26 protein-coding genes and 4 pseudogenes are annotated in these 25,393 nt (G+C 60.8%); 14 read left to right on the top strand and 16 right to left on the bottom strand.

Going from position 1 to position 25,393, the window contains the following annotated elements; translation table 11 throughout:
* The 6 genes and pseudogenes from E0F99_RS13465 to E0F99_RS13440 all read right to left on the bottom strand — a co-directional run bounded on the left by E0F99_RS13465 (position 1) and on the right by E0F99_RS13440 (position 5,158).
* The gene (locus E0F99_RS13465; RefSeq protein ID WP_083359204.1) at positions 1 to 1,218 is read right to left on the bottom strand and encodes a PucR family transcriptional regulator; all 1,218 of its coding nucleotides are present in this window, start codon (positions 1,216 to 1,218) and stop codon (positions 1 to 3) included.
* Entirely contained in the window at positions 1,215 to 2,483 is a 1,269-nt protein-coding gene (gene codB, locus E0F99_RS13460; protein ID WP_083359203.1) for a cytosine permease, read from the bottom strand. Before codB ends, E0F99_RS13465 begins: the two co-directional genes overlap by 4 nt.
* A 190-nt stretch (positions 2,484 to 2,673) precedes the next feature.
* Positions 2,674 to 3,297, bottom strand: a complete 624-nt coding sequence (locus E0F99_RS13455) for an NUDIX hydrolase (protein ID WP_083359202.1) — start codon at positions 3,295 to 3,297, stop codon at positions 2,674 to 2,676.
* A 9-nt stretch (positions 3,298 to 3,306) separates the two neighbouring features.
* A pseudogene (locus E0F99_RS13450) lies at positions 3,307 to 3,522 on the bottom strand (GNAT family N-acetyltransferase); the annotation flags it as partial.
* Between the two features lie 123 nt (positions 3,523 to 3,645).
* A complete protein-coding gene (gene queD, locus E0F99_RS13445; RefSeq protein ID WP_083359200.1) occupies positions 3,646 to 4,002 on the bottom strand; it encodes a 6-carboxytetrahydropterin synthase QueD in 357 nt (118 codons plus the stop codon).
* A gap of 76 nt (positions 4,003 to 4,078) precedes the next feature.
* Positions 4,079 to 5,158: a hypothetical protein gene (locus E0F99_RS13440; RefSeq protein WP_083359199.1), complete on the bottom strand. Its 1,080-nt coding sequence runs from the start codon at positions 5,156 to 5,158 to the stop codon at positions 4,079 to 4,081.
* A 161-nt stretch (positions 5,159 to 5,319) separates the two neighbouring features.
* On the opposite strand from E0F99_RS13440, the gene E0F99_RS13435 reads away from it, so the two are divergent.
* From E0F99_RS13435 to E0F99_RS13420, 4 genes are read left to right on the top strand one after another with little or no spacing between them, the layout of a single operon-like run.
* Entirely contained in the window at positions 5,320 to 5,622 is a 303-nt protein-coding gene (locus tag E0F99_RS13435; RefSeq protein WP_083359198.1) for a PepSY domain-containing protein, read from the top strand.
* On the top strand, positions 5,622 to 5,936 hold the full coding sequence (locus tag E0F99_RS13430; protein WP_083359197.1) for a PepSY domain-containing protein: 315 nt from the start codon (positions 5,622 to 5,624) through the stop codon (positions 5,934 to 5,936). Before E0F99_RS13435 ends, E0F99_RS13430 begins: the two co-directional genes overlap by 1 nt.
* The gene (locus E0F99_RS13425) at positions 5,936 to 6,604 is read left to right on the top strand and encodes a response regulator transcription factor (protein WP_083359196.1); all 669 of its coding nucleotides are present in this window, start codon (positions 5,936 to 5,938) and stop codon (positions 6,602 to 6,604) included. Before E0F99_RS13430 ends, E0F99_RS13425 begins: the two co-directional genes overlap by 1 nt.
* Complete coding sequence (locus E0F99_RS13420) at positions 6,601 to 7,920, top strand: sensor histidine kinase (RefSeq protein WP_083359195.1); 1,320 nt, start codon at positions 6,601 to 6,603, stop codon at positions 7,918 to 7,920. The genes E0F99_RS13425 and E0F99_RS13420 overlap by 4 nt, the downstream gene beginning before the upstream one ends.
* Positions 7,921 to 8,052: 132 nt before the next feature.
* Here the strand turns inward: E0F99_RS13420 and E0F99_RS31135 are convergent, their stop codons facing one another.
* Together E0F99_RS31135 and E0F99_RS31130 are read right to left on the bottom strand one after the other, a co-directional pair.
* On the bottom strand, positions 8,053 to 8,808 hold the full coding sequence (locus tag E0F99_RS31135) for a methyl-accepting chemotaxis protein (protein ID WP_407021053.1): 756 nt from the start codon (positions 8,806 to 8,808) through the stop codon (positions 8,053 to 8,055).
* Positions 8,809 to 8,910: 102 nt separating this feature from the next.
* Positions 8,911 to 9,057, bottom strand: a pseudogene (locus E0F99_RS31130) (HAMP domain-containing protein); the annotation flags it as partial.
* 1,425 nt (positions 9,058 to 10,482) lie between these two features.
* Here E0F99_RS31130 and E0F99_RS13410 point away from each other — a divergent pair.
* The 3 genes and pseudogenes from E0F99_RS13410 (at position 10,483) to E0F99_RS31120 (ending at position 13,618) form a co-directional block, all read left to right on the top strand.
* Complete coding sequence (locus E0F99_RS13410; protein ID WP_162276210.1) at positions 10,483 to 11,802, top strand: Na+/H+ antiporter family protein; 1,320 nt, start codon at positions 10,483 to 10,485, stop codon at positions 11,800 to 11,802.
* Positions 11,803 to 11,938: 136 nt separating this feature from the next.
* Positions 11,939 to 12,760, top strand: a pseudogene (locus tag E0F99_RS31125) (cache domain-containing protein); the annotation flags it as partial.
* Between the two features lie 36 nt (positions 12,761 to 12,796).
* Positions 12,797 to 13,618, top strand: a complete 822-nt coding sequence (locus tag E0F99_RS31120; protein ID WP_406991760.1) for a methyl-accepting chemotaxis protein — start codon at positions 12,797 to 12,799, stop codon at positions 13,616 to 13,618.
* 21 nt (positions 13,619 to 13,639) lie between these two features.
* On the opposite strand, the pseudogene E0F99_RS13400 reads toward E0F99_RS31120, so the two are convergent.
* Together E0F99_RS13400 and trhP are read right to left on the bottom strand one after the other, a co-directional pair.
* Positions 13,640 to 13,807: pseudogene (locus E0F99_RS13400) on the bottom strand (flagellar basal body rod C-terminal domain-containing protein); the annotation flags it as partial.
* 138 nt (positions 13,808 to 13,945) lie between these two features.
* Positions 13,946 to 15,259, bottom strand: a complete 1,314-nt coding sequence (gene trhP, locus E0F99_RS13395; RefSeq protein WP_083360468.1) for a prephenate-dependent tRNA uridine(34) hydroxylase TrhP — start codon at positions 15,257 to 15,259, stop codon at positions 13,946 to 13,948.
* A gap of 317 nt (positions 15,260 to 15,576) precedes the next feature.
* Here trhP and E0F99_RS13390 point away from each other — a divergent pair, with 317 nt between their 5' ends.
* Positions 15,577 to 16,644: an AI-2E family transporter gene (locus tag E0F99_RS13390; RefSeq protein WP_083359191.1), complete on the top strand. Its 1,068-nt coding sequence runs from the start codon at positions 15,577 to 15,579 to the stop codon at positions 16,642 to 16,644.
* A gap of 3 nt (positions 16,645 to 16,647) precedes the next feature.
* Here E0F99_RS13390 and E0F99_RS13385 read toward each other — a convergent pair whose 3' ends face one another.
* From E0F99_RS13385 to E0F99_RS13375, 3 genes are all read right to left on the bottom strand, one after another.
* Positions 16,648 to 16,830 carry a hypothetical protein gene (locus E0F99_RS13385; RefSeq protein ID WP_083359190.1) on the bottom strand — a complete coding sequence of 61 codons (183 nt, stop codon included), beginning with the start codon at positions 16,828 to 16,830 and terminating at the stop codon, positions 16,648 to 16,650.
* 91 nt (positions 16,831 to 16,921) lie between these two features.
* Positions 16,922 to 17,116: a hypothetical protein gene (locus tag E0F99_RS13380; RefSeq protein WP_083359189.1), complete on the bottom strand. Its 195-nt coding sequence runs from the start codon at positions 17,114 to 17,116 to the stop codon at positions 16,922 to 16,924.
* A 232-nt stretch (positions 17,117 to 17,348) separates the two neighbouring features.
* Positions 17,349 to 17,702: a hypothetical protein gene (locus E0F99_RS13375; protein ID WP_083359188.1), complete on the bottom strand. Its 354-nt coding sequence runs from the start codon at positions 17,700 to 17,702 to the stop codon at positions 17,349 to 17,351.
* A 156-nt stretch (positions 17,703 to 17,858) separates the two neighbouring features.
* Between E0F99_RS13375 and E0F99_RS13370 the strand changes: the two genes are divergently transcribed.
* Complete coding sequence (locus E0F99_RS13370; RefSeq protein ID WP_083359187.1) at positions 17,859 to 18,677, top strand: shikimate 5-dehydrogenase; 819 nt, start codon at positions 17,859 to 17,861, stop codon at positions 18,675 to 18,677.
* A gap of 119 nt (positions 18,678 to 18,796) precedes the next feature.
* Here E0F99_RS13370 and E0F99_RS13365 read toward each other — a convergent pair whose 3' ends face one another.
* Positions 18,797 to 19,447 (bottom strand): YceH family protein, encoded by a 651-nt coding sequence (locus tag E0F99_RS13365; protein WP_083359186.1) that lies wholly within the window; start codon positions 19,445 to 19,447, stop codon positions 18,797 to 18,799.
* Positions 19,448 to 19,563: 116 nt separating this feature from the next.
* On the opposite strand from E0F99_RS13365, the gene E0F99_RS13360 reads away from it, so the two are divergent.
* Positions 19,564 to 20,073: a DUF1993 domain-containing protein gene (locus tag E0F99_RS13360; RefSeq protein WP_083359185.1), complete on the top strand. Its 510-nt coding sequence runs from the start codon at positions 19,564 to 19,566 to the stop codon at positions 20,071 to 20,073.
* A 92-nt stretch (positions 20,074 to 20,165) separates the two neighbouring features.
* Here the strand turns inward: E0F99_RS13360 and sstT are convergent, their stop codons facing one another.
* A complete protein-coding gene (gene sstT, locus E0F99_RS13355) occupies positions 20,166 to 21,386 on the bottom strand; it encodes a serine/threonine transporter SstT (RefSeq protein ID WP_083359184.1) in 1,221 nt (406 codons plus the stop codon).
* A 239-nt stretch (positions 21,387 to 21,625) separates the two neighbouring features.
* On the opposite strand from sstT, the gene E0F99_RS13350 reads away from it, so the two are divergent.
* A complete protein-coding gene (locus E0F99_RS13350; RefSeq protein WP_083359183.1) occupies positions 21,626 to 22,780 on the top strand; it encodes an MFS transporter in 1,155 nt (384 codons plus the stop codon).
* Between the two features lie 4 nt (positions 22,781 to 22,784).
* Here the strand turns inward: E0F99_RS13350 and nhaR are convergent, their stop codons facing one another.
* Positions 22,785 to 23,687 (bottom strand): transcriptional activator NhaR, encoded by a 903-nt coding sequence (nhaR, locus tag E0F99_RS13345; RefSeq protein WP_083359182.1) that lies wholly within the window; start codon positions 23,685 to 23,687, stop codon positions 22,785 to 22,787.
* A 134-nt stretch (positions 23,688 to 23,821) separates the two neighbouring features.
* Here nhaR and E0F99_RS13340 point away from each other — a divergent pair, with 134 nt between their 5' ends.
* From E0F99_RS13340 to selD, 3 genes are all read left to right on the top strand, one after another.
* A complete protein-coding gene (locus tag E0F99_RS13340) occupies positions 23,822 to 24,073 on the top strand; it encodes a hypothetical protein (RefSeq protein WP_083359181.1) in 252 nt (83 codons plus the stop codon).
* Positions 24,074 to 24,101: 28 nt separating this feature from the next.
* Entirely contained in the window at positions 24,102 to 24,851 is a 750-nt protein-coding gene (locus E0F99_RS13335; RefSeq protein ID WP_083359180.1) for a TerC family protein, read from the top strand.
* A gap of 94 nt (positions 24,852 to 24,945) precedes the next feature.
* Positions 24,946 to 25,393 (top strand): selenide, water dikinase SelD (gene selD / locus E0F99_RS13330; protein ID WP_130908789.1); only part of this gene is annotated, 448 nt, incomplete at its 3' end.

The following is a 25,393-nucleotide window of genomic DNA, read 5'->3' as shown; positions in this document are numbered from 1 at the left end:
TCAGGCAGACAGCCGCCAGATCATCAGGGCGATGCCGATGTCCAGGCGGTCATATGAGTTGTCCAGCGTCAGCCCACAGAGGGCTTCGATGCGCTGGACGCGGTGCGTCAGGGTGTTGCGGTGCACGGCCAGGCGCTGGGCGGCGGCGACTAGATTACCATTCTCGTGAAACCAGGCTTCCAGGGTCGGCATCAGGCTTGGGCCATGGTGCAGGTCGTGACGCAGCAACGGCCCCAAGCGCTCGTTGAGAAACTGGTCGAGCAGGGCGCGATCACGCACGCCGCTGAGCAGTTTCAATACGCCCAGTTCGTCATACACACAGAGCCCGTTGCGGTCGCTGAAACGCCGCGCCGCCGTCAGCGCCTGGCGTGCTTCATCGTGCGCCTGGGCCAGGCGAGCAGGTGGGTGCGCAGCGGCGCTCAGGCCTATAAACAGCTTCAAGGGTGCCAGGCGCAGGTTCAACGGGTTAAGCCACGCGGCCAATTGCTGACGATTGACCAGCGCCGCAGCCGCGTCAGTGGCCGGCAGCAACACTGTCCATTGCCCAGCCCGCCCCAACACCGGCAACAGCGCACGATGCTGCGCCGAAAACTGCCGCAGCCGACGGCCAATACTGTCGTGCTGGCGCGCCAACTGTGCTTCCACCTGCGCCGTATCGTTTTGGGCAAATAGCGCCTCGCCACCCTCCAGTTGCAACTGGACGATCTGCCAATGCCCTGCCAGCGACATGCCCAGTTGCGCGGCGCGATGCAGCAACACCTCCAAGGATTGATAATCACCGGCCAGCAAGCGCTCCAGCACATCATGCCGCGAACGGCCCAGTTGCTCGGACTCGATCAACGCCGAGCCAATCGCCTGGGTCACCAGCACCATTTTCAGCGAATAAGGTTGCTCGATCAGCGGCATACCGGCGGCTTCGGCGGCGTCCAATAAGCGTTGGGGAATCGCCTGGATATAGGCAGGCCCTGTAAGAATCACCAGCCCGGCAACTTGGCGCTGACAGGCTTCATCCAGCAAGCGCAGCAAGTTGGCGTCATCGCGTGGGTGATTGATACCGGTGACGAACACCAGTTCGCCGCCCAGTACCCATTCGGCGATCCCACTGTTTTCCGCGACATAGGGCCAGCGCACGGTGTTATCCAGACCTGCGTCACCCGCGCGCAGGCTTATCGATTCCAGGCCCGGCAAGGCCAGCACATCCGCGACCGTCAGGCTCATGCCGGGGCGTCAGCCGATGGCGCGCGTACGCGCAGCACTAACGTCAGCACGATGTAGGTCAGCGACGCCGCCACAATCCCCACCAACGGCGCCACCCAGGGCGAGTGGAACGCCAGCACGGTGCCTACCGCATACGCCACCAACCCTGGCCAATTGAAGGCGGGCAGACGTGTCTGGGCCAAGCGCGGGTACTGGCCGCGATAGCGGTAGAAGAAATCGGCCATGATCACCCCGCCAATGGGCGGGATCACCGTGCCCAGCAGAATCAGGTAGGGCACCAACATGTCGTACATGCCGAGCAGTGCCAGCAGGGTGCCGATCACTGCCCCGGCCAGGGTCACGGTTTTGCGCCGCTGGGTGCGCAGCAAATTGCAGCCGGCGACGGCAAAGTTGTAGATGGTGTTGTCCTGGGTACTCCAGATATTGAGCAGCAACATGGCCATCGCCGCCATGGCGAAGCCTTGCAGGAGTAATACTTCCACGACGTCCGGCTGCTGATAAACGATGGCGCCATAGGCGCCGATCAACACCATCAAGCCATTGCCGATAAAAAAACCGATCAGGCTGGCCAGCACCGCGACTTTGGCCGAGCGGGAAAACCGCGTCCAGTTGGTCGCCTGGGTCGCGCCGCTGACAAACGTACCGAACACCAGGGTGATCGCGGTGGACAGGTCCAGCTCTGCCGTCGGCACCACGGCCAGCAGGCCATCGAGCCCGCCGATTTTTACGGTGGACACCCCTATCGACAGAAACAGCAAGATGCCCATGGCTGGCACGGCGATGTAGGACAGGACTTCCAACCCGCGATACCCCACATAGGCGGTGGCGCAGAACACCATGCCGAACAACACCATCAATGCCAGCACGCTGCCCTGGCTCAGCTCGAAATACTTGCCCAGCACGACGGCGGCGGTCGCAGTGCCCCAGGCGTACCAGCCGATCTGAGTGAAACCTAAGATCAAGTCACTGAGCTTACTGCCGACTTCGCCAAAGCAGAACCGGCCCATCAACACAGAGTTCAGGCCGCTTTTGAACGCGATGTAACCCAGGCCTGCGGCGTAAATGCCCAGCAGCAGGTTACCCAAGGCCACGACGCCGAGCATGTCGGTGAAACTGAACGCTACGCCCAGCTTGCCGCCGGCAAACATGGTTGCGGTAAAAAACGTAAACCCCAGCAGCACCATGGCGGTAGACGCCAGGCCCTTGCGGGCATGCATCGGCACTTCGCTGAGGGGGTAATCGTTGCCTGGTTCTTGCTGCGTCATGGCCCTGCTCCCTGAATGAGTGACGCAAGCCTGTTGCACCGCCCGTGCCAAATCAGCGGCAGTGACGGGCGCACGGTGGGCGCTGTGCAGCGTGCACAGTATTTATAGCCATTGAGGGGCGAATCGTCGCAAGGAGTGGTCTTTGTGCCCTGTCGGGCACGATAGCGGTGCAGCAGTGATACAAATTGGATCAGTCGAACAGCGTCTGGGTAGTCTCGCCGCGATGGAACGCAAACGCCGCTTCAAGATCGCTTTCGATGGTGCGCCCACGGGACAGTGGCGGCAGGTCGTTCAAGGTAAAAAAGCCCACTTCAGTGGTTTCGAACCCCGCCATAGGTGCCACTTGGTCCACGCGTTCACACAGGAAGTACAACTTGTAGAAGTCCCGCACATCCGGGCGGTACAAACCCTTGGCCTTGTGCGTGACGCTGTACAGCGCCCGCGCAGTAACGTTCAGCCCGGCTTCCTCGCGAATCTCCTTGACGATGTTTTGCGCCGCCGACAAACCAATATCGGCGTAACCACCCGGCAACGCCCAGCAGCCATCGGTCAGCTCACGCACCAGCAGAATGCGCTCGCCCTCGATCACCGCGCCGCGCACATCGATCATGGGCGTCGAATAGCGCTTGGCGAAATCCGGCACCAGCCCGGTGATACGTTCCAGCGGCACATCCGCCAGTTGCGCCAGCATGCTATGGGCAATCTCGGCGATTTCCTCAAGGCGTTCGCGCTCAAAGGCGTCGGTGCAAAAATGCAGCCCCGTGGACGCCAATGCCTGCAGGCGCTTGGCCTGGGCCAACCAGATAGTTTCCATGGGCTTCTCCTAGAGGCGTTTGGTCATGTACGCGCGGCGCAGGCCATGCTCTTGCGCGCGATGGGTTTCGACATAGCCGCGGCGGGTGTACAACGTGATGTTTTCGGTCATGGTTTCATGGGTGTACAGGCGGATCGCTTCGTAGCCCGCGTCGATCGCCTGTTGCGGCGCAAAATCCATCAACAGCCGCCCGAACCCCAGGCCCTGGGCATCAGGGGCGACGGCCCGGCAGTGGCGTGGCGTATCGAAGGGTGCATCAACGTGTGCTCGTTTCGGCCGCGAGCCCTGACTGTAAAGTAGCCGGCCATAAAAAAACCACCGCGAGGGTGGTTTTTTCACAACGTCGGCTTACTCGCCGCGATAGATGCAGCCACTGGTACAGGTCTCATGGATGCGAATCGCGCTGAGTTCCGGCAGCAGGGGTTTGAGCTCATTCCAGATCCACTTGGCCAGCACTTCGCTGGTCGGGTTTTCCAGGCCTGGGATGTCATTGAGGTAGTTGTGGTCGAGGCGTTCATAGAGCGGTTTGAAAATCGCCTTGATCTGCGAGAAGTCGCGAATCCAGCCGGTATGGGGATCCAGGTCGCCACTCAGGTGGATCGCCACCTTGAACGAATGCCCATGCAGGCGCCCGCATTTGTGGTCTTGCGGTACGTGGGGCAGGCGGTGGGCGGACTCGAAGGTAAATTCTTTGAAGATTTCCACAGTATTTTCAGCTCGGTCAGGTATCTGGCAGGCGGCGAGTTTAACAGCTTGATCCTTCGCCGCGCATACCGCTTGGTCATAGTGCCAGCAAGTGCTCGCCCAATTGGCCGTTATCGGCCAGGTCCAGAAACGCATCGCCCAACCGCCGGCTCTCGCTCATTGCGGTTTGCCAGTATCTATTGCGGCTCGGGTCATCCCCCATGAAGCGCTTGAAGTCGCTGCGGTCCGGCAATTTGCCATGGGGCAGGCGGGCCAGGTAGTCCTTGGACGGGGCCAGCAGCAACACATCCTGCAAGCCCTGCTGATGACTGCGTCGCCACGGCAAGCCCTTGTCGAACCAGCCGGGAATGATTCGGTCGGTGAAGTGCGGGTACAGCACGATGTCGTCGCCGTGGTAGGGCAGGTCGAGGTGGTAGTCCAGTAGGCCGCCGTCGCGGTAGGTACCGGCGCCGGCGCCGGGCAGGTCGCGCACGCCTTGCATCACCATGGGGATCGAGCCGGACGCCAGCAGCGCCTGGCGCAGGTTGCCCAACTCCAGTTCGAGGAAACGCGAAGGGAAGTCCTTGAGCGGATGTACCGGTGGCGCCTGACGTGGGTCGTGGATGATCAGCCGCTCGAAATGCCGCGACAGCCGCGCGCGACCGCGCAGGTTGTCGGCAATCACCGACGACAGGCCCAGGCCGAGCCGCCCACGGTGGTCATCGGCGAGCAGGCCGTGGCTTTTGACCACCATGATGTTCAGCCGATAGTCGGGGTTGTCCAGCACCCGCGCATCGCGACCGGCGAGCAGCTCATCGAGCATACGCTGACAACTGTGGCTGACCTCGGCCATGGTCACGCCTTTGGCAAAACGCTGTTCGTTGTACAAGCGGCCGAGGTCAAGCAGGCCCTGCACCGGGTCGGGCAGGCAGGCACTGGCAAACCGCCAGGAGCCGATGGACGCGCCGATCAGTGCGCGTTCGCGTGGCGCGCGCGGCAACCAATCGCCAAACAACGCCAGGTCCAGGCCCTGGATGCCCAGCGCCTTAGGGCCACCGGCCGCGCCGGGGAGAATGCCGACATCCGCAGGCGTCAGGCCCTGTTCGCGAATGCGCGTAAAGGCGCGTTTACCGGCCTTGAGCGTCAAGGCGGGGAATTTGATATGGATGGCTGTCATACCGGTCTCTTTTGGCGCGAGCGGGGCAGTATAGAAAAACTCGCGGTGTGATAGGTGAAGAAGAGCGCGAGGAAATTGCCATGGTGGCAATTCAGTTTCAGTTAAGTTGCAGCGAGTACGGTGGCCTGCGTAGGAAAAACATCCTGAAACGGAGATTTGCCATGAAGCGCCTCACAGTGCTGGTCGCCGCCGGTATCATCGCGTCCACCGCGGCACAGGCCCGAGCAGTGGACCCCGACAAGCCACTGCCATTGCCTGGCACTGTTACAATTGTTGCCTTTGATCAGCTGGAAGCCACGGCTCTGGCGCTGCATCCGGGTTCGACCCTACTCGACACCGACCTGGACCAGGCCTACGGCAAGTACCTGTATCAAGTCGAACTGGAAGATGCCGACGGCATCGAGTGGGAAGTCGAATTGGACGCGCTCTCCGGGCACGTTCTCAAGAATCATCAGGATACGTAATGACGGTATATCGACGCGCCAGCGGTTGGATGGTGCTGGCGCTCATGGTTTTTTGCTCAAGCCTGGCGGCCCGTGACCTCAACCAGGATGAAGCTTTGGCACTGCGCCAGCAGGGCGTAATCCTGCCGTTGGAGCAACTGTTGCAACAAGCCATGGCGCGCTACCCCGGCTCCCGGTTGCTGGAAGCCGAGCTTGAAAAAAAGCACGGTCAATATGCCTATGAAGTAGAGCTGGTGACCACCGAAGGTGTGGTGCGCGAGATCAAGCTGGATGCCACCACGGGTGTGCTGCTCAAAGATGAGGAAGACGACTGATGCGCCTGCTGCTGGTGGAAGACAACGTGCCCCTGGCCGATGAATTGCTGGCCGGCCTGCAGCGCCAGGGTTATGCCGTCGACTGGCTGGCCGATGGCCGCGATGCCGCGTACCAAGGCCGCAGCGAGCCTTATGACCTGATCATCCTCGACCTTGGCCTGCCCGGTTTGCCAGGGCTTGAGGTATTGGCGCAGTGGCGTGCGGCCGCCCTGGCCACGCCGGTGCTGGTCCTTACCGCCCGCGACTCCTGGGCCGAGCGTATCGAGGGGCTCAAGGCCGGCGCCGACGATTACCTGAGCAAACCCTTTCATCCCGAAGAACTGCACCTGCGCATCCAGGCCTTGCTGCGCCGCTCTCACGGCCACGCCAACCAGCCGACCTTGCAAGCCGCCGGGCTGCACCTGGATGAAGGCCGTCAGTGCGTGCTGCGTGATGGCGACGAGATCCAGCTGACCGCCGCCGAATTCCGCCTGCTGCGCTACTTCATGCTGCACCCGGAACAGATCCTGTCGAAAAGCCACTTGGCCGAGCATCTCTATGACGGCGAGACCGAGCGTGATTCCAACGTGCTGGAAGTTCACGTCAACCACCTGCGCCGCAAGTTGGGCCGCAGTGTGATCGAAACCCGGCGTGGCCAAGGTTACCGGTTTGGCGCCGGCGCTGTATGAAGTCGATTCAGCGGCGTCTGAGCCTGGGGCTGATCAGCGTAATGGTGATCGTCGGCGTGGTGCTGGCGCAAACCAGTTTGTGGTTGTTCGAGGCTGGTTTGCAGCGCTACCTGGAAGCCGGCTTGCGCAATGACGCCGAGAACCTGCTGGTGGCGCTGGTGCGTGGGCCGAACGGCGTGCAGTTGGATGAACAGCGCCTGGCACCGGCTTATCAGCGGCCGTTTTCCGGGCACTATTTTCGCATCGATTTTGCCGACATTCATTGGCGTTCCCGCTCGCTGTGGGACCAGGAACTACCGCGACTGCCCGAAGCCGGGCTCAAGGGCAACCTGCAGTTGGGCCCGGAAGGCCAGCAACTGCTGGTGTTGCGGGCGGACTACAAGCGTTTTGGCCAGTCAATTTCCATCAGCGTGGCCCAGGACTACACGCCGGTGCGGGAAAGTTTCCGTTTGATGCGTCAGATCGGCCTGGTGATGGGGCTCGCGGCACTGCTGTTGGTGCTGGTTCTGCAACGGGTGACCGTGCGCCGAGCCTTGCGCCCGTTGGAAGCCTCTCGCGAACAGATCGCCCAATTGCAACAGGGCCAGCGCTCGCAACTCGACACCCAAGTGCCGCAGGAACTGGAGCCGCTGGTGGCGCAGATCAACCACCTGCTGGCCCACACCGAAGACAGCCTCAAGCGTTCGCGCAACGCGTTGGGCAACTTGGGGCATGCGCTGAAAACACCGTTGGCCGTGCTGCTGAGCGTGGCGTCGAGCGAACAGCTCAGGGCTCATCCCGAACTGGGCAAACTTTTGCGTGAACAGCTGGAGCACGTGCAGCAACGCCTGAATCGCGAACTCAACCGCGCGCGCCTTGCCGGTGAAACCCTGCCGGGCGCCTTGTTTGATTGCGAAAAAGAGCTGCCGGGCCTGCTGGCAACGCTAAACATGATCCACGGTGAACACCTGGACTTGAGTTACCACCTCACGCGGGGACTGCATTTGCCGTGGGACCGCGAAGACCTGCTGGAACTGCTCGGCAACTTGCTGGACAACGCCTGTAAATGGGCGGATGCGCAAATACGCTTGGTCATCAGCGAAACGCCGCGCAGCTATCTGCTGGCTGTGGAGGACGATGGTCCTGGCATTCCGCAAAGTCAGCGCGACCAAGTGTTCAGCCGTGGCACGCGCCTGGACGAGCAAATTGACGGCCATGGCCTGGGGCTGGGGATCGTGCGGGATATCGTCGAGGTGTGGGGTGGGGTGTTGCATTTGCAGGAGAGTGAGTTGGGCGGGCTGAAGGTGCTGATCGAATTGCCCAAGCGCCAGGCCTGACCCAGCACTGAACAACATGTGGGAGCGGGCTTGCCCGCGATTGCGGTTTTGTCAGTTGATCCATCTGGCACTGACCCACCGTCATCGCGGGCAAGCCCGACTCCCACATTCATCATTCGACATGTTGAAGATTTAGACCCTGAACTGATCCATCAACCCCTGCTGCTGATTCGCCAGGCTGTTCAGCGCCTGGCTCACCCGCGCCGATTCATTCGCCTGCTCAGACAGCGACTCGGTCACATCCCGGATCGTCGCCACGTTGCCGTTGATCTCCTCGGCCACCGCGCTTTGCTCTTCGGCGGCGCTGGCGATTTGCAGGTTCATGTCGCTGATCACCGTCACCGCATCGCCGATCTGGCGCAGGGCGGTGACGGCCTGGCCGACCTGCTCGACACTGCCCTGGGCCTGGCGATAGCTGTTGCCCATGGAGCCGACCACATCGGTGGTGCCGTGTTGCAGCTGTTCGATCACCACGCGGGTTTCTTCCACCGATTCCTGTGTGCGTCGCGCCAGGTTGCGCACTTCGTCGGCGACCACGGCAAACCCACGGCCGGCTTCACCCGCGCGCGCGGCTTCGATGGCGGCGTTGAGTGCCAGCAAGTTGGTTTGCTCGGCAATGCCACGAATCACTTCCAGCACCGAACCGATTTTCTCGCTATTGGCCGCCAAGCCTTCGACCTGCGCCATGGCGGTGCTCATGTCCGCCGCCAGATTTCCGATGTGGGTGGTCGTGCGGTCGATCACGGTCAAACCTTCGCGGGTGGCCTGGTCGGCGTCGCGCGCGGCGTGGGCTGCCTGGGCGGCGCTGCGGGCCACGTCTTGGGCAGTGGCGCTCATTTCATGCGAGGCAGTGGCCACTTGGTCGACCTGGCGGTATTGCTGTTCCATACCAGCGCTGGTTTGTGTGGCGATCGCGGCGGATTGGTCGGCGGTGCCACGGGCGTCCTGAACCGAGCGTTTGACCTCGGCAATAATCGGTTGCAGCTTGTCGAGGAAGCGGTTGAACCAGCCAGCCAGTTGCCCCAGCTCATCCTGTTTGTCATAGGCCAGGCGGCGGGTCAGGTCGCCTTCGCCACTGGCAATGTCTTCCAGCATGCGCGCTACGCCAAGGATCGGCCGGGTCACGCTGCGGGCCATCAGCCACACCAGGATCAAGCCGACCACGGCGGCCAGCAGGCCCAGGCTCAGTTCCAGCCACGTGCCGCGGGTGTTATCGGCGTCGAGTTGCGCCTTGAGGGCTTCGGCGGGGCCGACCAGGACTTTTTCCGGCACATCCAGCAACACGCCCCACGGCTTGCCACCAGGAATCGGTGCGAAGGGCGCCAATACTTTGAGTTGATGGTCGGTGCGCAAGCTGCGGATCTGCGTGCTGGCGGCCAAGGCGCTGATCAATTGTGCGCCGCTGGCGGTGTCGACCTTATCCAGGCGCTCGCTGAGCTTGCTGGCGTCCGGGCTGTAGCCGGCGAGCAAACCGGTGGGGCTAAGGATGCTGACTTGGGTCTGACCGTCATACAGCTTCTGGCTCGCCTGCTGGCTCACGGCCTGCAGGCTGTTGAGGTTGATGTCCACCGACAGCGAGGCGATGACTTTGCCGTTGACCATCAGAGGGAACACGATGCTGGTCATCAGCACGTTTTGCCCGTCGATCACATAAAAGTACGGTTCGATCACGCAGGGTTTCAAGGTAGTGCGCGGGCAGGTGAACCAGGCGTTGGCTTTTTCTCCGCTCGGCCCGACGCGGGTATCGGCCATGTCGCTTTCCGGCAGCGCCATGGAGGTCAGTGTGCCTGGCGTCGGCTGCGACCAGTACAGGGCAAAGCGGCCTTTGTCATTGCTGCCCAGCTCCGCCTGGTTGGCGAACAACTCGTCTTTGCCGTCCAGCGCATTGGCTTCGAACACCAGCGACAAACCGAGCAGGTCCGGGTTGGCCTGCAACGCGGCCTTGACCTGACGGGTCAGGTCTTCGCGGGTGTCGAAGGCGTCGAGGAAGCGCTTTTCCGCCTGTTCGCGCAAAAACAGCACTTGGCGGGAAAAGCCATGGCCGTACTGGTAGGCGTCCATAAATTGCTGGCGAATCCCCAGCGCCTGCACTTCACCTTGGGCCTCAATACGCGCCTGGGCGGATTCGTCGAGCATTTGCATGCTCGAGGCTTTGACCTGCTGCGAGCTGTGCTCCATGCGATACAGCGACAGACCCACCAGCAGGGTCACGATCCCCAGCAGGCAGAGGCCGGCGAGCAGGGTGATTTTCCATTGAATGGAGAGCTGTCTGAGGGACATCGAGGAGCATCCTTAACCTGAAAACACAGAGAGCCCTTGTATCGGCCGTTGTTGCGGCTTCTTTATTATTTAAACGTTCAATTGAATCGCGCTTTTGTGGTGAATGAGCTTGTTGTGGCGAGCAAGCTCGCTCGCCACAGTTTTTTGACATGCGCGCCCGCCTGCTGCAAAGTGCGCGCCCTCTAATAAGACCTCCTAAAGCTTGCACGCCGGTCGCCAACCCCATGGCCGCCCGGGCGCGGGCATGCCTGTTGTTTATGTTTCTGTCTTGAGGTAACCATGATTAACGCAGTCATCGCCGCGGTCGGCACTATGCTGGTGCTCAGTTTGTCCCGCGTGCATGTGGTCATCGCCATCATTGTCGGCGCCCTGGTGGGGGGCTTGACCGGTGGCCTGGGCATCGAGGCCACACTCAAGGCCTTCAACGGCGGGTTAGGCGGCGGCGCGACCGTGGCGCTGTCCTACGCGTTGCTCGGCGCTTTCGCTGTGGCGATCGCCAAGTCCGGCCTGGCCCATGCCCTGGCGGACAAGGCGTTGATGCTGGTCGATCGCCAGGAGACCAGCGGCGCCAGCCATGTCAAATGGCTGCTGATCGGCCTGTTGTGGGGGGTGGCGATTGCCTCGCAGAACATCCTGCCGATTCACATCGCGTTTATCCCGCTGCTGGTGCCGCCACTGTTATACGTGCTGACCAAGCTGCAACTGGACCGTCGCCTGATCGCCTGTGTGATGACCTTCGGCCTGATCACCCCGTATATGTTCCTGCCAGTGGGCTTCGGCAACATTTTCCTCAATCAGATCCTACTGGCCAACGTGGCCAAGAGCGGCGTGGACATCAGCCAAGTCAACGTTACCCACGCCATGGGCCTTCCGGCGCTGGGCATGGTGGTTGGCCTGCTGGTGGCGGTGTTTATCAGCTACCGCAAAAAGCGCGTGTACGACCTGGAAAAAATCGAGCGCGTCGAACAAGCGGCAGTGCAGTACAACCCGCTGACCCTGCTGGTGGCCGGGCTGGCGATTGCTTCGGCGTTCATCATTCAGTTGTGGTTGGACTCGATGATCATCGGCGCCTTGGCCGGGTTCCTGATCTTCTCGGTGTCGGGCATTGTGCGCTGGCGTGAAACCGACGATTTGTTCACCGAAGGCATGAAGATGATGGCGATGATCGGCTTCATCATGATCGCCTCCTCGGGGTTTGCCGAAGTGCTCAAGGCCACGGGTGATGTGCGTTCGCTGGTACAAGCGTCGGCGGCGTTCATCGGCCATAGCCGTGGGGTGGGGGCGTTATTGATGTTGCTGGTGGGCTTGCTGGTGACCATGGGCATTGGCTCGTCGTTTTCCACGGTACCCATTCTGGCGGCGATTTTTGTGCCGCTGTGTGTGCAGCTGGGGTTTAGCCCGTTGGCTATCGTGTGCATCGTCGGCACGGCAGGGGCGTTGGGCGATGCGGGTTCGCCTGCGTCGGACTCCACCCTTGGGCCGACTTCCGGTTTGAACATCGACGGCCAGCATCACCATATTTGGGACACGGTGGTGCCGACCTTCTTGCACTACAACATTCCGTTGTTGGCGTTTGGCTGGATGGCAGCGATGACCCTTTAATTATTGGAAATGCCTTAACCTGTGCCGGGCGAACTTGTTCTGGCAATCCCCGCTCGCCACAGCTGCTTAGTGTCCTACAGATAATTCGCAACCGGCCGTTAACCTCTGAAGTCGCCCCTAATAAGAGAGAAACGCCATGCGTCTGAGTTTGAAGGCCAAAGTCCTGTCCCTGGCCGTCGTGCCGGTGTTGCTGTTCGCCGTGGTCATCAGCCTGACTACCGTTTGGATCCTGCAGGGCCAGGCGCGTAACGAGGTGGATGAAACCCGCCAGCGCCTGCTCAACGACGCCAAATCCACCCTGCAAAGTTATGTAGAAGTGGCCATGACCACCATCAAACCGCTCTACGACGCTGCCGCCCCCGGTGATAGCGCCGCGCGGGCTGAGGTGGTCAAGCTGCTCTCTAACACCACTTACGGCAAGGACGGTTACTTTTTCGGCTACGACTCCGAGACCATCCGCCTGTTCAAGGGCAACAGCCCGGACGGCGTGGGCAAGAGCTTCAAGGACAACCGCGACCCCAACGGCGTCTACGTCAACCGCGACCTGGTCAAGGTCGGCAAGGACGGCACTCACTACCTGCAATACAGCTCGACCCAGCCCGGCCAGACTGAACTGGTGCCCAAGCTCGGCTATACCGAATACTTGCCAAAATGGGACATGGTGATCGGTACGTCGGTCAACCTTGATGGTATCGAAGCGCAGGTGGCGGTGGTCGAGGCCAAGGTTGAGAAGCGCATGCAAGGCGTGCTGCTGAGCATCCTCGGTGTGGCCGTGGTGGTGTTGTTGGTGATTGCCGCTGTGGGCATGGTGACCGCCAATACCATCCTGCGTCCATTGAGCTTGATGAAAGCCAACCTCGACGATATCGCGGCGGGCGAGGGCGACTTGACCCGCCGCCTGGCGATCACCAGCCAGGATGAACTGGGCGATCTGGCCAGTGCGTTCAACCGTTTTGTCGACAAGATCCACGGGCTGGTGCGCCAGATCACCGAAATGACTTCGCAGCTCACCGGGCTGGTCGGTCAGGTGTCCGAACAAGCCCAGCGCTCGGAAACCGCGATGGAACGCCAGCGTCACGAAACGGACCAAGTGGCCACGGCCATTAACCAGATGTCCTCCGCTGCCCATGAAGTCGCCCGCAGTGCCCAGGGCGCCGCCGTCGCTGCGCAACAGACCGACGCCGAGGGCCAGGCCGCCAAGCGCGTGGTGGACGGCAGCATCGCGCAGATCCATGCGCTGGTGAACGATATCCGCAGCAGCGGTGTGTCGCTCGACAGCTTGCAGCAGGATGTGTCGTCGATTGTCAGCGTGCTCGGGGTGATCCGCTCGATTGCCGAACAGACCAACTTGCTGGCGCTCAACGCCGCCATCGAAGCTGCGCGGGCCGGTGAGGCCGGGCGCGGGTTTGCCGTGGTCGCCGACGAAGTGCGCGCACTGGCCAGCCGCACTCAGACCAGCACCCAGGAAATCCAGGGCATGATCGACCGCCTGCAAAAAGGCACCGAAGCCGCCGTGGACGCGATGCGCCGCTCCAGCGATGCGGGCGATGGCACCTCGGCCCAGGCCAACCAGGCCGGGGCGTCGCTGGACACCATGGCCCAGCTGATCGGCACCATCAACTCAATGAACGCGCAAATCGCCAGCGCCGCCGAAGAGCAGACCGCCGTGGCCGAAGAGATCAACCGCAGCGTGCATCAGATAGCCGTGGCGGTGGACAGCGTGGCCGATGAAACCCAGCTGGGCGCCCAGACCTCACGCAGCCTGGCGGATTTGGGCCAGCGCTTGGGGCAATTGGTGGGGCAGTTCAGGATCTGATCGCTCAGTGCAGGGTCGGCATCAGGTCATCTGTATCAGGGTCTTGAGGATCGTGCTCTGCGTCGAGATGGTTTTCGCGTTCGCCTGATAGTTGCTCTGAGCCTTGATCAGTTCCACCCGTTCGTGGGTCATGTTGGCCATGTTGACCACCCCACCGCCGGGGTTGGCAGCGGCACCGTTGGCTTTCCACACGCAGCCGGTGCCAACCCCGTTGGCAATGGCCAGGGCGGTGTTGGAGGCCGTGCTCGGCGGGGTGACGATGCCGTTGAGTGTGCGCAAGGCGCATGGACGTTCGTGGGAGCCTGTATGGAGAACCGGTGGGGCGGGTTAGAGGTCGCGCATCAGCAGGCCGAAGCGCAGGTCCATCTCGGCCGGGAGCGGCACATACACGGTGTGCCCATCGCCCGGCGCCACCTCGATGGCTTCGCCCTTGGCGTTGTGCAGCGTGGCCAGGTCAAAGTGAAAGTTGCCGGCGGGGGTCATCAGTTCGAGGTGGTTGCCCACGGCGAAGCGATTCTTGACCTTGACCTCGGCCAGCTCGCCACGGCGTTCGCCGGTCAATTCCCCGACAAACTGCTGGCGCTCCGAGACTGAACTGCCGTTCTGGTAGTTTTGGTATTCGTCGTGCACGTGGCGGCGCAGGAAACCTTCGGTGTAGCCGCGCTGGGCCAGGGATTCCAGGTCGGTCATCAGGGTGCGATCAAACGCGCGACCGGCCACCGCGTCATCGATGGCCTGGCGATACACCTGGGTGGTGCGCGCGCAGTAGAAGTGCGATTTGGTGCGGCCTTCGATTTTCAGCGAATGCACGCCCATGTGCGTCAGGCGTTCCACATGCTGCACGGCGCGCAGGTCCTTGGCGTTCATGATGTAAGTGCCGTGTTCATCCTCGAACGCGGGCATGTGCTCATCGGGACGGTTGACTTCCTGCAACAGGAACACCTGATCGGTCGGCGTGCCGATGCCCAAGGTCGGCTGGAATTGTTGGACGATCTCGCCCGTGGCGTTTTCCACCGCCGGCGTGGCCTGGTATTTCCAGCGGCACGCGTTGGTGCAGGTGCCTTGGTTGGCATCGCGTTTATTCATATAGCCAGACAACAAACAGCGCCCGGAATAGGCCATGCACAAGGCGCCGTGCACGAACACTTCCAGCTCCATGCTCGGCACCTGCTGGTGGATCTCGTCGATTTCTTCCAACGACAGCTCGCGCGACAGAATCACCCGGCCGATGCCTTGCTGCTGCCAGAACTCCACGCTGGCCCAATTCACGGTATTGGCCTGCACCGACAAGTGAATCGGCATCTGTGGGAAGTGGCGGCGCACCAGCATGATCAAACCCGGGTCGGACATGATCAGTGCATCCGGGCCCATGGCGATCACCGGCGCCAGGTCTTTGAGGAAGGTCTTGAGCTTGGCGTTGTGTGGCGCGATGTTTACCACCACGTAGAAGCGCTTGCCTAACGCGTGGGCTTCCTGGATGCCGAGGGCCAGGTGGGCGTGGTCGAACTCGTTGTTGCGTACGCGCAGGCTGTAGCGCGGTTGGCCGGCGTAGACCGCGTCGGCGCCGTAGGCGAAGGCGTAGCGCATGTTTTTCAGGGTGCCGGCGGGGGCGAGCAATTCGGGGGCGATCACAGGGGGCATGGGCTCACGTCGCAAAAGGTCGCGAGGGTAGTGGAGCTTGAGGCGGGATTTATTGATCCAGATCGCCCTTTGCTGATTTTGTATCATGGCTTGATCAAGGCGAAGGGGCGCGCGCGTTACAGCCACCTTGGCGAGGGGCGCTATGAGTCTTAGCAACGGATGATTCAAGCGCTGTTGAATGACCCCAAGACGGGGGCTTCAATCGCCTGAATCAAGCGGTCTGTGCTTGTTGGAGAATCAAGGGCACTCCCAGGATTCGTAGCGGACTAAGCAACAGGGCCTACACAGGGCCTTTGCTTTTCTGACATGGACCGGACATGAATCAAACCAACCTGCAATTCAAAACCCTGCTGTTGCTGCTGGCCCTGGTGACCATCGCCTTCATCTGGATATTGCTGCCGTTCTACGGCGCGGTGTTCTGGGCGGTGATCCTCGGCATTATCTTTGCTCCGATGCAGCGGCGCCTGCAACAGCGGTTCAGTTGGAACCGCAACCTGACGTCGCTGGCAACCCTGACGGTGTGCCTGATCATTGCGATTTTACCGGTGATCATCACCAGCACATTGCTGGTGCAGGAGGGGGCGACGCTCTACAAAAACATCGAAAGCGGCAAATTGGATGTGGCCAGCTACATCGAGCAGTTCAAGAATGTGCTACCGCCTTACTTCCAGCACCTGCTTGACCGCTTCGGCATGGGCAACCTGGAGGGCTTGCGGGAAAAAATCGTCAAGAGCGCGATGCAAGGCAGCCAGTTCTTTGCGAGCCAGGCGTTCAGCTTCGGCCAGGGCACGTTTGATTTTCTGGTGAGCTTTTTCATCATGCTTTATCTGCTGTTTTTCCTGCTACGCGATGGCCCCGAGCTGGTACGCAAGGTGCGCACGGCGGTGCCGCTGGCCGAGCCGCAAAAGCGTCGCTTGCAGCTCAAGTTCAACCGGGTGGTGCGCGCCACGGTCAAAGGCAACGTATTGGTGGCCGTGACCCAGGGTGCGCTGGGCGGTTTGATCTTCTGGTTTCTGGATATTCCCAGTGCGTTGCTCTGGGCGGTGTTGATGGCGTTTCTGTCACTGTTGCCGGCGGTGGGCGCGGGGATTGTATGGGGGCCGGTGGCCGCCTACTTCCTGTTGAGCGGTTCGATCTGGCAGGGTGTGGTGCTGGGGTTGTTCGGGGTGTTTGTGATCGGGTTGGTGGACAACGTGCTGCGCCCGATCCTGGTGGGCAAGGACACCAAAATGCCGGATTACTTGATCCTGGTCTCGACTCTGGGTGGCCTGTCGGTGTTTGGCCTGAACGGGTTTGTGATCGGGCCGCTGGTGGCGGCGTTGTTCATGTCCAGCTGGGCGCTGTTTGTGGAGAGCAAGCCGCGGGTCAAGCTGCCGCTGCCTTGAACATCAGGCGTGAAGCCTGAACGTGGACGCTTGTTGCAGCTGTTTTTGTGCGGCGGATAACGAGGTGAGCGGGCCGCTGATGGGCTCGCCATCGCGTACCAGGTACCAGCAGGCCAGTAATCCATGCTCGCGAAGCGAGGCGGGGACGGCGCTGCCGATGACGGACATGATCTGGACAGTGGGCATAAATACCTCCTATTTCTATGGAGGTCACCTTAAGCGGTGAATGCACGCAGGAAAAATCACCTGGCTCGATAGTCGACATCAACGCTAAGCGTCAATCCACCACCTGATCCAGCATGTTCACCACTTCCTGTTCACTGATCAGGCCCTTGCGCACCAGGTTTTCTGCCAGCAGCGCCAGGAACTTCGCGCTGCGGTGGCCCTCCAGGTGCTTGAGTTCGGTCAGCGCGCTGTAGACCTTGCTGGAGGTACACAGGCCAGCGGTACGGTGCGGGTTTTGCGTGGGCATGGTCAGTCGTCCTTGTTGTTTTTGGATGGACAGGGTCAATAATGAGACTGTTTCGTGACGTAAACATGACAGCGAGAGTAACGTCCCGGCAAGTAGACATTGGCCTTAATAATGTGTGATTACGGCCATGCCATTGTCCTCATAGCGACCTTGGCACTCTGAAACCGGACTTTGCGGGCGAAAAAAGGCCCCGCATGTAGGCGAGGCCTGTTCCTGTCATGTCAGTTAAGTGTTACCAGCCGCGACGGTAATAGCCGTGGGGAGGGCCGTAGTAGCCACGCGGTGGGCCGTAATAGACCGGCGCCGGGCGGTAATAAACCTGTTGTTGCACATACACCGGCGGTGGCGGTGCGTAGTAGACCGGCGGCGGAGCGGCGTACACCGGCTGCGGCTGGACGTACACCGGCTGCTGCACGTAAACCTCACGCGGTTGGCTGGCAACCACGGAGCCCACGACAGCTGCGCCGACTAACGCACCCAAGACGGCAGGGCCACCCCATCCGCCACCGTGGGCGGAGGCTTGGCCTGCCATAGCGAGTGCACCGATAAGCAAGGCGATCTTGGGGATTTTACGAATCATGGTCATTCCTCGGTTAGCCCCTGCGCTTGTGGTCTGCAATCAATAGACTCAAGGAGTGTCGCGGGGATACTTTTAAGACAACGTGTTTCTGAAAAACAGCACAGCCGATAGGTAAAGGTTGTGTAAGGTCTGTACCCAATTGCTTACTCAAAGGAGTTTTCCATGCAGATGCACCCCAACAAGGACACCCAGCTGTGCATGTCATTGTCGGCGCGTCCCGGGAATTTTGGCTTGCGTTTCCATAACCATCTGTATGAACAGCTGGGTCTGAACTTCTACTATAAAGCCTTCAGCAGCCAGGATTTACCCGGCGCGATCGGCGGTATACGCGCGTTGGGCGTGCGCGGCTGCGGTGTTTCCATGCCGTTCAAGGAGGCCAGCATTGCCCTGGTCGATGAGCTGGACGATTCGGTCAAGGCCATTGCGTCCCTCAATACCATCGTCAACACTGACGGCCACCTCAAGGCCTACAACACGGACTACATCGCTGTCGAACAACTGCTGAAAAAGCACGCCGTGCCGAAGGGTTCGACCTTTGCCATGCATGGCAGCGGCGGCATGGGCAAGGCCGTGGCCAGCGCCTTGCGCGACGGCGGTTACGCCAACGGCGTGATTGTGGCACGCAACGAGGCGGCGGGCCGGGCGTTGGCGCAAAGCCTCGGATATGAATGGCAGGCGGAGCTGGGAGACCTGCGCCCGCAGATGTTGGTCAACGTGACGCCGATCGGCATGAGTGGTGGGGCGCAGGCGGACCAGTTGGCTTTTGCAACTGAGGCTGTGGACGCGGCTGACACGGTCTTCGATGTGGTGGCGATCCCGGCCGAAACGCCGCTGATCGTGCGCGGGCGTGCCCAAGGCAAGCGGGTGATCACCGGCCTGGAAGTCATCGCGATCCAGGCGTTGGAGCAGTTTGTGCTGTACACCGGCGTGCGGCCGACTGATGAGCAGTTTAAGGCGGCAGTGGCCTTCGCCCGAGGCTAAGCCTTGTACATAGTCAATGTGGGAGCGGGCTTGCTCGCGAAGGCGGTGTGTCAGTCAATAGATGAACCGACTGATTCACCGCTTTCGCGAGCAAGCCGGCTCCCACATGTTTGACCGAGTTAAGCCTGTTCCAGCTGTGCCAGGCGCTCTTCCAGCGCTGCAATCCTGGCTTCAAGCTCTTCGATACGATCCAGTGAGACCGCACCGGTCGAGCGCTCCACCGGACTCCCGCGCGCCGCCAGAATCACCTCAATGTCCGCCGGATCCCCCAGCGCATGGGTATAACGGTCTTCCCGCTGGCCCGTCTGTTTCGGCACCAGCACCGCCAGCCCGCGCGCAATCAGGCGCTCCAGCTGGTGCGCCACCTGCTCGGCATCTTCAAAATCATGCATGCGCCCGCTGCGCGTCAGCAGCTCATTAACGGTCTGCGGCCCGCGCAAAAACAGCAGCCCAATCACAATCACCTGGGCCGGCACCAGTTCCAGCGCCTTGTCCACGCGATGCTCCCAACGGTCGGCGCGACTGCCCATCACCAAGCGCGTAAAGCCTTGGCCTTCCAATGCACGCAGGCTCTGGCCGACCTGGCCTTGGCTGAGGTTCGTCACCGGTTCACGGCTGGTCTTCTGGTTGCAGGCCAGCACCAGGGCGTTGAGGGTCAGGGGGTAGGTTTCCGGGTTGGTCGCCTGTTTTTCGATCAGGCAGCCCAGGATGCGGATTTCCGTGCTGTTCAGGCGCGGCTCAGGGGGCTCGGTGTCGTGCTCGGCGGTCATCGCGCTTTCCCTATGCAGTGAACGCACTAGCCTAAGCTGGAAAAAATAAAAGACAAGCAGCTGGCATGTCTATAATCGCCGCTGGTTCCAAACCCTGCCATAACCGCGAGACTGTCATGACTATTTCCCTGTACGCCGCCTCCATCCCGGTCTTCAAGCAAATGCTCAACGCCTTGAGCGATGTGCTGAACAAAGCCGAAGCCCACGCCACCGCCAAGAACATCGAGCCGAATGCCTTGCTGCAAGCGCGTCTGTTCCCGGACATGTTCCAACTGGTGCGCCAGGTACAGATCGCTGTCGACTTCGCCAAAGGCGTGTCCGCACGCCTGGCCGAGATCGAAGTGCCGAAGTACGAAGACAGCGAAGTCACTTTCGCTGATCTGCAAGCATTGATCGCCAAGGTGCTGGCGTTCGTCGACACCATCAAGCCTGAGCAAGTCGACGGCAAGGAAGGTATCGAGATCATCACCCGCCCAGGCACGCCGAAAGAGAAGCGCTTCAGCGGCCAGTCCTACTTGCTGACCTACGGCCTGCCGCAGTTCTTCTTCCATGTCACAACCGCTTACGCCTTGCTGCGTCACAACGGTGTAGAAGTGGGCAAGCGTGATTACATGGGCGCGTTCTAAATAGCTGCTTTCTAAATAGCCGCTTTTCAAGCCCATAAAAAAGCCCGGGGTTGTTCTTGATCGAACGCCCCGGGCTTTTTTACGCCTGATGATTAAGCGGGCTGCTGTTCCTTGCCTAAACATGCGGCTGCAGTGAACAGCACATCGGTGGACGAATTGAGCGCAGTTTCCGCCGAGTCCTGCAGCACGCCAATGATGAAGCCGACGGCCACCACCTGCATGGCGATCTCGCTGGGAATGCCGAACAGGCTGCACGCCAAGGGGATCAACAACAGCGAACCGCCAGCCACACCCGATGCGCCACAGGCACACACCGCCGCGACCACGCTGAGCAGCACGGCGGTCGGCAGGTCCACAGCAATCCCGAGGGTGTGCACGGCCGCCAGGGTCAGCACGGTGATGGTCGTCGCGGCACCGGCCATGTTGATGGTGGCCCCCAGCGGGATCGACACCGAGTAGGTGTCTTCATGCAGGCCCAGGCGTTTGCTCAACGCAAGGTTCACCGGGATATTCGCCGCCGAGCTGCGAGTAAAGAACGCGGTGATGCCGCTTTCGCGAAGGCACATCAGTACCAGCGGGTACGGGTTGCGGCGCAGTTTCCAGAACACGATGGCCGGGTTGACCACCAACGCCACGAACAGCATGCAGCCGATCAACACCGTCAACAGGTGGGCGTAGCCGAGCAGGGCGCCGAAACCGGAGGTGGCCAGGGTCGAGGCCACCAGGCCGAATATGCCCAGCGGTGCGAAGCGAATCACCACGCGCACAATCAGTGTCACCCCGTTGGACAGGTCAGCCAGCACCGTGCGGGTAGTCTCGCCGGCATGGCGGATCGCAACACCCATGCCGATGGCCCAGGCCAGGATGCCGATGAAATTGGCATTCATCAGCGCACGGACCGGGTTATCCACCACGCTGAGCAGCAAGCTTTGCAGGACCTCGCCGATACCGCCGGGGGCGCTGATGGTCAGGTCATGGGTGGCCAGAACCAGCGTTGAGGGGAACAGTGTGCTGGCCACTACCGCGACGACGGCGGCGGCGAAGGTGCCGAGCAGGTAGAGGAACAGGATCGGCTTGATATGGGTTTCCTGGCCATGTTTATGGCCAGCAACCGATGCCATCACCAGTACAAACACCAGGATCGGCGCCACGGCCTTGAGCGCGGCGACAAACAGTTTGCCGATAAAACCGGTGGCCATGGCTGCCTCGGGCAACAGCAGGGCCAGCAGAATGCCGGCGACCAGACCGACGAGGATTTGCGTGACCAGGGTGGTGCGGGTCAGGCGCTGGAAAAGGGAAGGGGCGGCAGTCATAAACAGTTGTCTCTAGTTGTTTTAATGGGAAGCAGCATTGCAGGCAGGTAGCGCGAAGGAAGCAGGCGCAAAGTCTAACATGCTGTAGGAAGGGTCTCGTTCAGTGCGACATTCCGTCACCGTGTTCGTAGGCTTTGGCCAAATTCCGACATACTCTGTTAACATTCTCGCCTCTCACTTTTCCTATCCGTCAGCGAGCCCTTCGGGCTGTCGTTGATGTCGTCGTTTCTGGAGTTTTCATGTTGTTTCCCATCCTGCTGTTGTCGGCCGCCGGCTTTACCGTGCTGACCACAGAATTCGTCATCGTCGGCCTGTTGCCGGCGATTGCCCGAGACTTGAATGTCAGCGTGTCCCAGGCCGGTCTGCTGGTGACCCTGTTCGCCTTTACCGTGGCGGCGTTCGGCCCATTTCTTACGGCGTACTTCGCACGATTCCCACGCAAGCGGCTGTTTATCAGCATCCTGATCATGTTTGGCGTGGCCAACACCGTGGCAGCGTTGGCGCCGAATATTTGGGTGATGGCGTTCGCGCGGTTGATTCCGGCGCTGGGCTTGCCGGTGTTCTGGGCCTTGGCCAGCGAGACGGCGGTGGATATCGTCGGCCCGGAATATGCCGGGCGCGCCATCGAAAAAATCGGCTTCGGCATTGTGTGCGCCACCGTGTTTGGCATCCCCGTGGGCACGTTGGTTTCCGACATGTTCGGCTGGCGCACCGCGTTTGCCATCCTTGCGGTGGTGGCGTTGGCCAAGGCATTTCTGCTGTTCATCTACCTGCCGGTGACAACACCGAAGCACGATCAGGTGTCGCTGCGCTCGCAGTTCAAGATCCTGCGCAACCCGCTGATGCAGGGCCATATCTTGCTCTCGATTCTGGTGTTCAGCGGCATGTTCACCGCTTATACCTATTTGGCGGACATTCTTGAGCGCCTGGCCGGCTTCGATGGCACGCTGGTGGGCTGGTGCCTGATGGGCTTTGGCGCGGTGGGCCTGATCGGCAACTCCCTGGGCGGGCGCGCAGTGGACCGCCACCCGTTGATCGCCTCCATGGTGTTCTGCGGGTTCATGATCGCGGGCATGGTGGCCTTGGTGCCGGCGATTCACTCAACGATTGGCCTGGCGGCCGCGATGGCGGTGTGGGGCGTGACGCAGGCGGCAATGTTCCTGGTCAGTCATGTGCGCTTGATGAAAGCCGCGCCTCATGCTCCGGCGTTTGCGGCATCGTTGAATATTGCTGGCGCCAACCTGGGCATTGGCTTGGGTGCAATGGTCGGTGGGCATGTGATCGATACGCTCGGCCTTGGCAGTCTGGGCTTTGCGGCATCCGGTTTTATCCTCGCGTCGATCCTGCTGGCGCTAGGGTTGATGACCGCCAAACCGACCGCAGCCACCGCCTAAGCCCTCAGGGCAGGGCGGTAAACAACTCGCGCCGAGCACCTTCGGTAATCGCTACGATTCCTAGGTGCTTGACCTTGCGCTCCACCGAGATCGCGTAGAACGACTCAGTCACCGCATCGGTCTGACCGATCAGCGCCACGCCGTACTGGCGCACCACTTCATCGGCAATCACGCTGGGGGCAATAAAGATTCCGCTGCCGGATTGGCCAAACGCCTGCATCAAGGCGCTGTCGTCGAACTCGCCGATGATCTTCGGTTGTATCTGTTGCTCGGCGAACCAGCGCTGCAAGCGGCTGCGCACCACCGTTTCAGCCCCCGGAATCAACAGCGGCGCGCCGTGCAGGCACTGTGGGAAATCGCCGCCGTACTGGTCGGCCAACGCCTGGGTGGCGAAAAAACTAATGCCGCATTCGCCCAGTTTCTGGCTGTAACCCTTGATGTCCAAGTGCGTGGGCATGGGACTGTCGGAGATCACCAGGTCCAGGCGCTGGATCGCCAGATCGGCCAATAGACGTTCAAGTTTGTCCTCACGGCAGGTGATGCGGATCGGCTCGCTCAACGCCATGGTTGGCGCGATAAGCCGGTAGACGATGGATTTAGGTACCACATCCGCCACCCCAACCCGGAACAGAATCTGCTGTTCATTGGGTTCTGCGCGCAACAACGCCTCCAACTCATTCGCGGTCTGGAACATCTGCTCAGCGTAGGGAAGGGCCCGGCGCCCGGCGTCGGTGAGTTCCAGCTGACGACCGACACGCTGAAACAACGCGATACCGAAGGTTTGCTCGAGCAGGCTGATCTGCCCGCTGATGGTCTGCGGCGTGAGGTTCAGTTGCTCGCACGCGCGCACGATGCTGCCGGTCTTGGCCACGACCCAGAAGTAATGCAGTTGTCGATAATTGAGCATGGCGAGCTACACTTCGTAAAAAGCGAAGTATATATGAGAAAAATACGAATTTTCCTGAACTGTTCGGTTACATAGAATGCCTGGCTATCGAGGGGCCACTATTTGGACCCAATGGTTCTAACGAGGAATACATCATGAAACTCAATTCTCTGGGCGCCGCGTTGCTGCTTACGCTTTCATTGGTGGTGATCACTGGTTGTGATCAGGTAGAGAAAAGCGCGCAGCAAGTACTGGGCAAGGCAACCGAATCCGCCAAGCAAGCTATCGATGACACCCATAAGGCCGCCGAGCAGGCATTGAGTGAAGCGACACAGGGCTTGATCAGCCCGCAGAAAAAGGATGATCAGCCAGAAAAAGAACCCGATTCGAGCAGTAAAGAAGCCTAACTCCCCAGCACAACGTCAGGACTGACCTATGGATTACCTTTTACAACTGGCTGCCAGCCCCACCGCCTGGGTTGCACTGGCTACCTTGATCGTCATGGAAATCGTGCTGGGCATCGATAACCTGATCTTTATCTCGATCCTCACCAACAAATTGCCCGAGAAGCACCGGGCCAAGGCACGCCGCATCGGTATCAGCATGGCGCTGGTATTGCGTCTCGGCCTGCTGAGCACCATCGCGTTTATCGTGCAGTTGACGACGCCGGTGTTCGATATCTTCGGCCAGGCGTTTTCGTGGAAGGACATGATCCTGATCGCCGGTGGCCTGTTCCTGGTATGGAAGGCGACCACCGAGATCCACCACAGCATGGATCCCGAGCCTGAAGAGAAGCAAACCGTCAGCAATACCGTGACCATTGGCTTTGCCGCAGCCATCGGGCAGATTTTGTTGCTCGACCTGGTGTTCTCCATCGACAGCATCATCACCGCTGTGGGCATGACCGAGCACTTGCCGATCATGATCATTGCTGTGGTGGTCTCGGTGATCGTGATGCTGGTGGCGGCTGAACCGCTGGCCAAGTTCATCAACGATAACCCGACCGTGGTGATGCTGGCGCTGGGCTTCCTGATTATGATCGGCATGACGCTGATCGCCGAAGGCTTCGGCGCCCATGTGCCAAAAGGCTATGTGTATGCGGCCATGGCGTTCTCGGCGGTGATCGAGTGCCTGAACATCGCACGGCGCAACCGTCACAAGCGTTTGCTCGCTGCCCGCCAGTAACGGCGCACCTACAAAAGCCGGCTGAGCTCACAAGAGCCCAGCCGGCTTTTTACTGTCTGTTAGAATCCGACCACTTGTTACCTTGAGGTCCACCATGAACGAGCCGATTCGCCTCACCCAGTACAGCCACGGCGCGGGTTGCGGCTGCAAGATTTCGCCCCAGGTGCTGGAAGTGATCCTCGCCGGCAGCGGCGCGCAGAACCTCGACCCCAACCTGTGGGTCGGCAACGCCTCACGCGACGACGCGGCGGTGTACGCCATTGACGACGAGCGCGGCGTGGTCTCCACCACTGATTTTTTCATGCCGATTGTCGATGACCCGTTCGACTTCGGCCGCATTGCCGCTACAAACGCGATCAGCGACATCTATGCCATGGGCGGCGACCCGCTGATGGCCATCGCGATTCTGGGCTGGCCGGTGAATGTGCTGGCACCGGAGATTGCCCGTGAAGTGATTCGTGGTGGCCGCTCGGTATGCGCCGCCGCCGGTATCCCGCTGGCCGGTGGGCATTCCATCGCCGCCCCGGAACCGTCCTCCTCCC

It is taken from the genome of Pseudomonas antarctica (assembly GCF_900624995.1).
Taxonomy (GTDB): Bacteria; Pseudomonadota; Gammaproteobacteria; order Pseudomonadales; family Pseudomonadaceae; genus Aquipseudomonas; species Aquipseudomonas antarctica.
The sequence above is the reverse complement of the archived record's forward strand: the minus strand, read 5'-3'. Positions and strand labels throughout refer to the sequence as shown.

What these genes read in the sequence shown, in the direction of transcription:
- E0F99_RS13465 (WP_083359204.1), bottom strand. Translation starts at nt 1,218, where the DNA reads ATGAGCCTGACGGTCGCGGATGTGCTGGCCTTGCCGGGCCTGGAATCG.
- codB (WP_083359203.1), bottom strand. Translation starts at nt 2,483, where the DNA reads ATGACGCAGCAAGAACCAGGCAACGATTACCCCCTCAGCGAAGTGCCG.
- E0F99_RS13455 (WP_083359202.1), bottom strand. Translation starts at nt 3,297, where the DNA reads ATGGAAACTATCTGGTTGGCCCAGGCCAAGCGCCTGCAGGCATTGGCG.
- E0F99_RS13440 (WP_083359199.1), bottom strand. Translation starts at nt 5,158, where the DNA reads ATGACAGCCATCCATATCAAATTCCCCGCCTTGACGCTCAAGGCCGGT.
- E0F99_RS13435 (WP_083359198.1), top strand. Translation starts at nt 5,320, where the DNA reads ATGAAGCGCCTCACAGTGCTGGTCGCCGCCGGTATCATCGCGTCCACC.
- E0F99_RS13430 (WP_083359197.1), top strand. Translation starts at nt 5,622, where the DNA reads ATGACGGTATATCGACGCGCCAGCGGTTGGATGGTGCTGGCGCTCATG.
- E0F99_RS13425 (WP_083359196.1), top strand. Translation starts at nt 5,936, where the DNA reads ATGCGCCTGCTGCTGGTGGAAGACAACGTGCCCCTGGCCGATGAATTG.
- E0F99_RS13420 (WP_083359195.1), top strand. Translation starts at nt 6,601, where the DNA reads ATGAAGTCGATTCAGCGGCGTCTGAGCCTGGGGCTGATCAGCGTAATG.
- E0F99_RS31135 (WP_407021053.1), bottom strand. Translation starts at nt 8,808, where the DNA reads ATGGAACAGCAATACCGCCAGGTCGACCAAGTGGCCACTGCCTCGCAT.
- E0F99_RS31120 (WP_406991760.1), top strand. Translation starts at nt 12,797, where the DNA reads ATGACTTCGCAGCTCACCGGGCTGGTCGGTCAGGTGTCCGAACAAGCC.
- trhP (WP_083360468.1), bottom strand. Translation starts at nt 15,259, where the DNA reads ATGCCCCCTGTGATCGCCCCCGAATTGCTCGCCCCCGCCGGCACCCTG.
- E0F99_RS13390 (WP_083359191.1), top strand. Translation starts at nt 15,577, where the DNA reads ATGAATCAAACCAACCTGCAATTCAAAACCCTGCTGTTGCTGCTGGCC.
- E0F99_RS13385 (WP_083359190.1), bottom strand. Translation starts at nt 16,830, where the DNA reads ATGCCCACTGTCCAGATCATGTCCGTCATCGGCAGCGCCGTCCCCGCC.
- E0F99_RS13380 (WP_083359189.1), bottom strand. Translation starts at nt 17,116, where the DNA reads ATGCCCACGCAAAACCCGCACCGTACCGCTGGCCTGTGTACCTCCAGC.
- E0F99_RS13375 (WP_083359188.1), bottom strand. Translation starts at nt 17,702, where the DNA reads ATGACCATGATTCGTAAAATCCCCAAGATCGCCTTGCTTATCGGTGCA.
- E0F99_RS13370 (WP_083359187.1), top strand. Translation starts at nt 17,859, where the DNA reads ATGCAGATGCACCCCAACAAGGACACCCAGCTGTGCATGTCATTGTCG.
- E0F99_RS13365 (WP_083359186.1), bottom strand. Translation starts at nt 19,447, where the DNA reads ATGACCGCCGAGCACGACACCGAGCCCCCTGAGCCGCGCCTGAACAGC.
- E0F99_RS13360 (WP_083359185.1), top strand. Translation starts at nt 19,564, where the DNA reads ATGACTATTTCCCTGTACGCCGCCTCCATCCCGGTCTTCAAGCAAATG.
- sstT (WP_083359184.1), bottom strand. Translation starts at nt 21,386, where the DNA reads ATGACTGCCGCCCCTTCCCTTTTCCAGCGCCTGACCCGCACCACCCTG.
- E0F99_RS13350 (WP_083359183.1), top strand. Translation starts at nt 21,626, where the DNA reads ATGTTGTTTCCCATCCTGCTGTTGTCGGCCGCCGGCTTTACCGTGCTG.
- nhaR (WP_083359182.1), bottom strand. Translation starts at nt 23,687, where the DNA reads ATGCTCAATTATCGACAACTGCATTACTTCTGGGTCGTGGCCAAGACC.
- E0F99_RS13340 (WP_083359181.1), top strand. Translation starts at nt 23,822, where the DNA reads ATGAAACTCAATTCTCTGGGCGCCGCGTTGCTGCTTACGCTTTCATTG.
- E0F99_RS13335 (WP_083359180.1), top strand. Translation starts at nt 24,102, where the DNA reads ATGGATTACCTTTTACAACTGGCTGCCAGCCCCACCGCCTGGGTTGCA.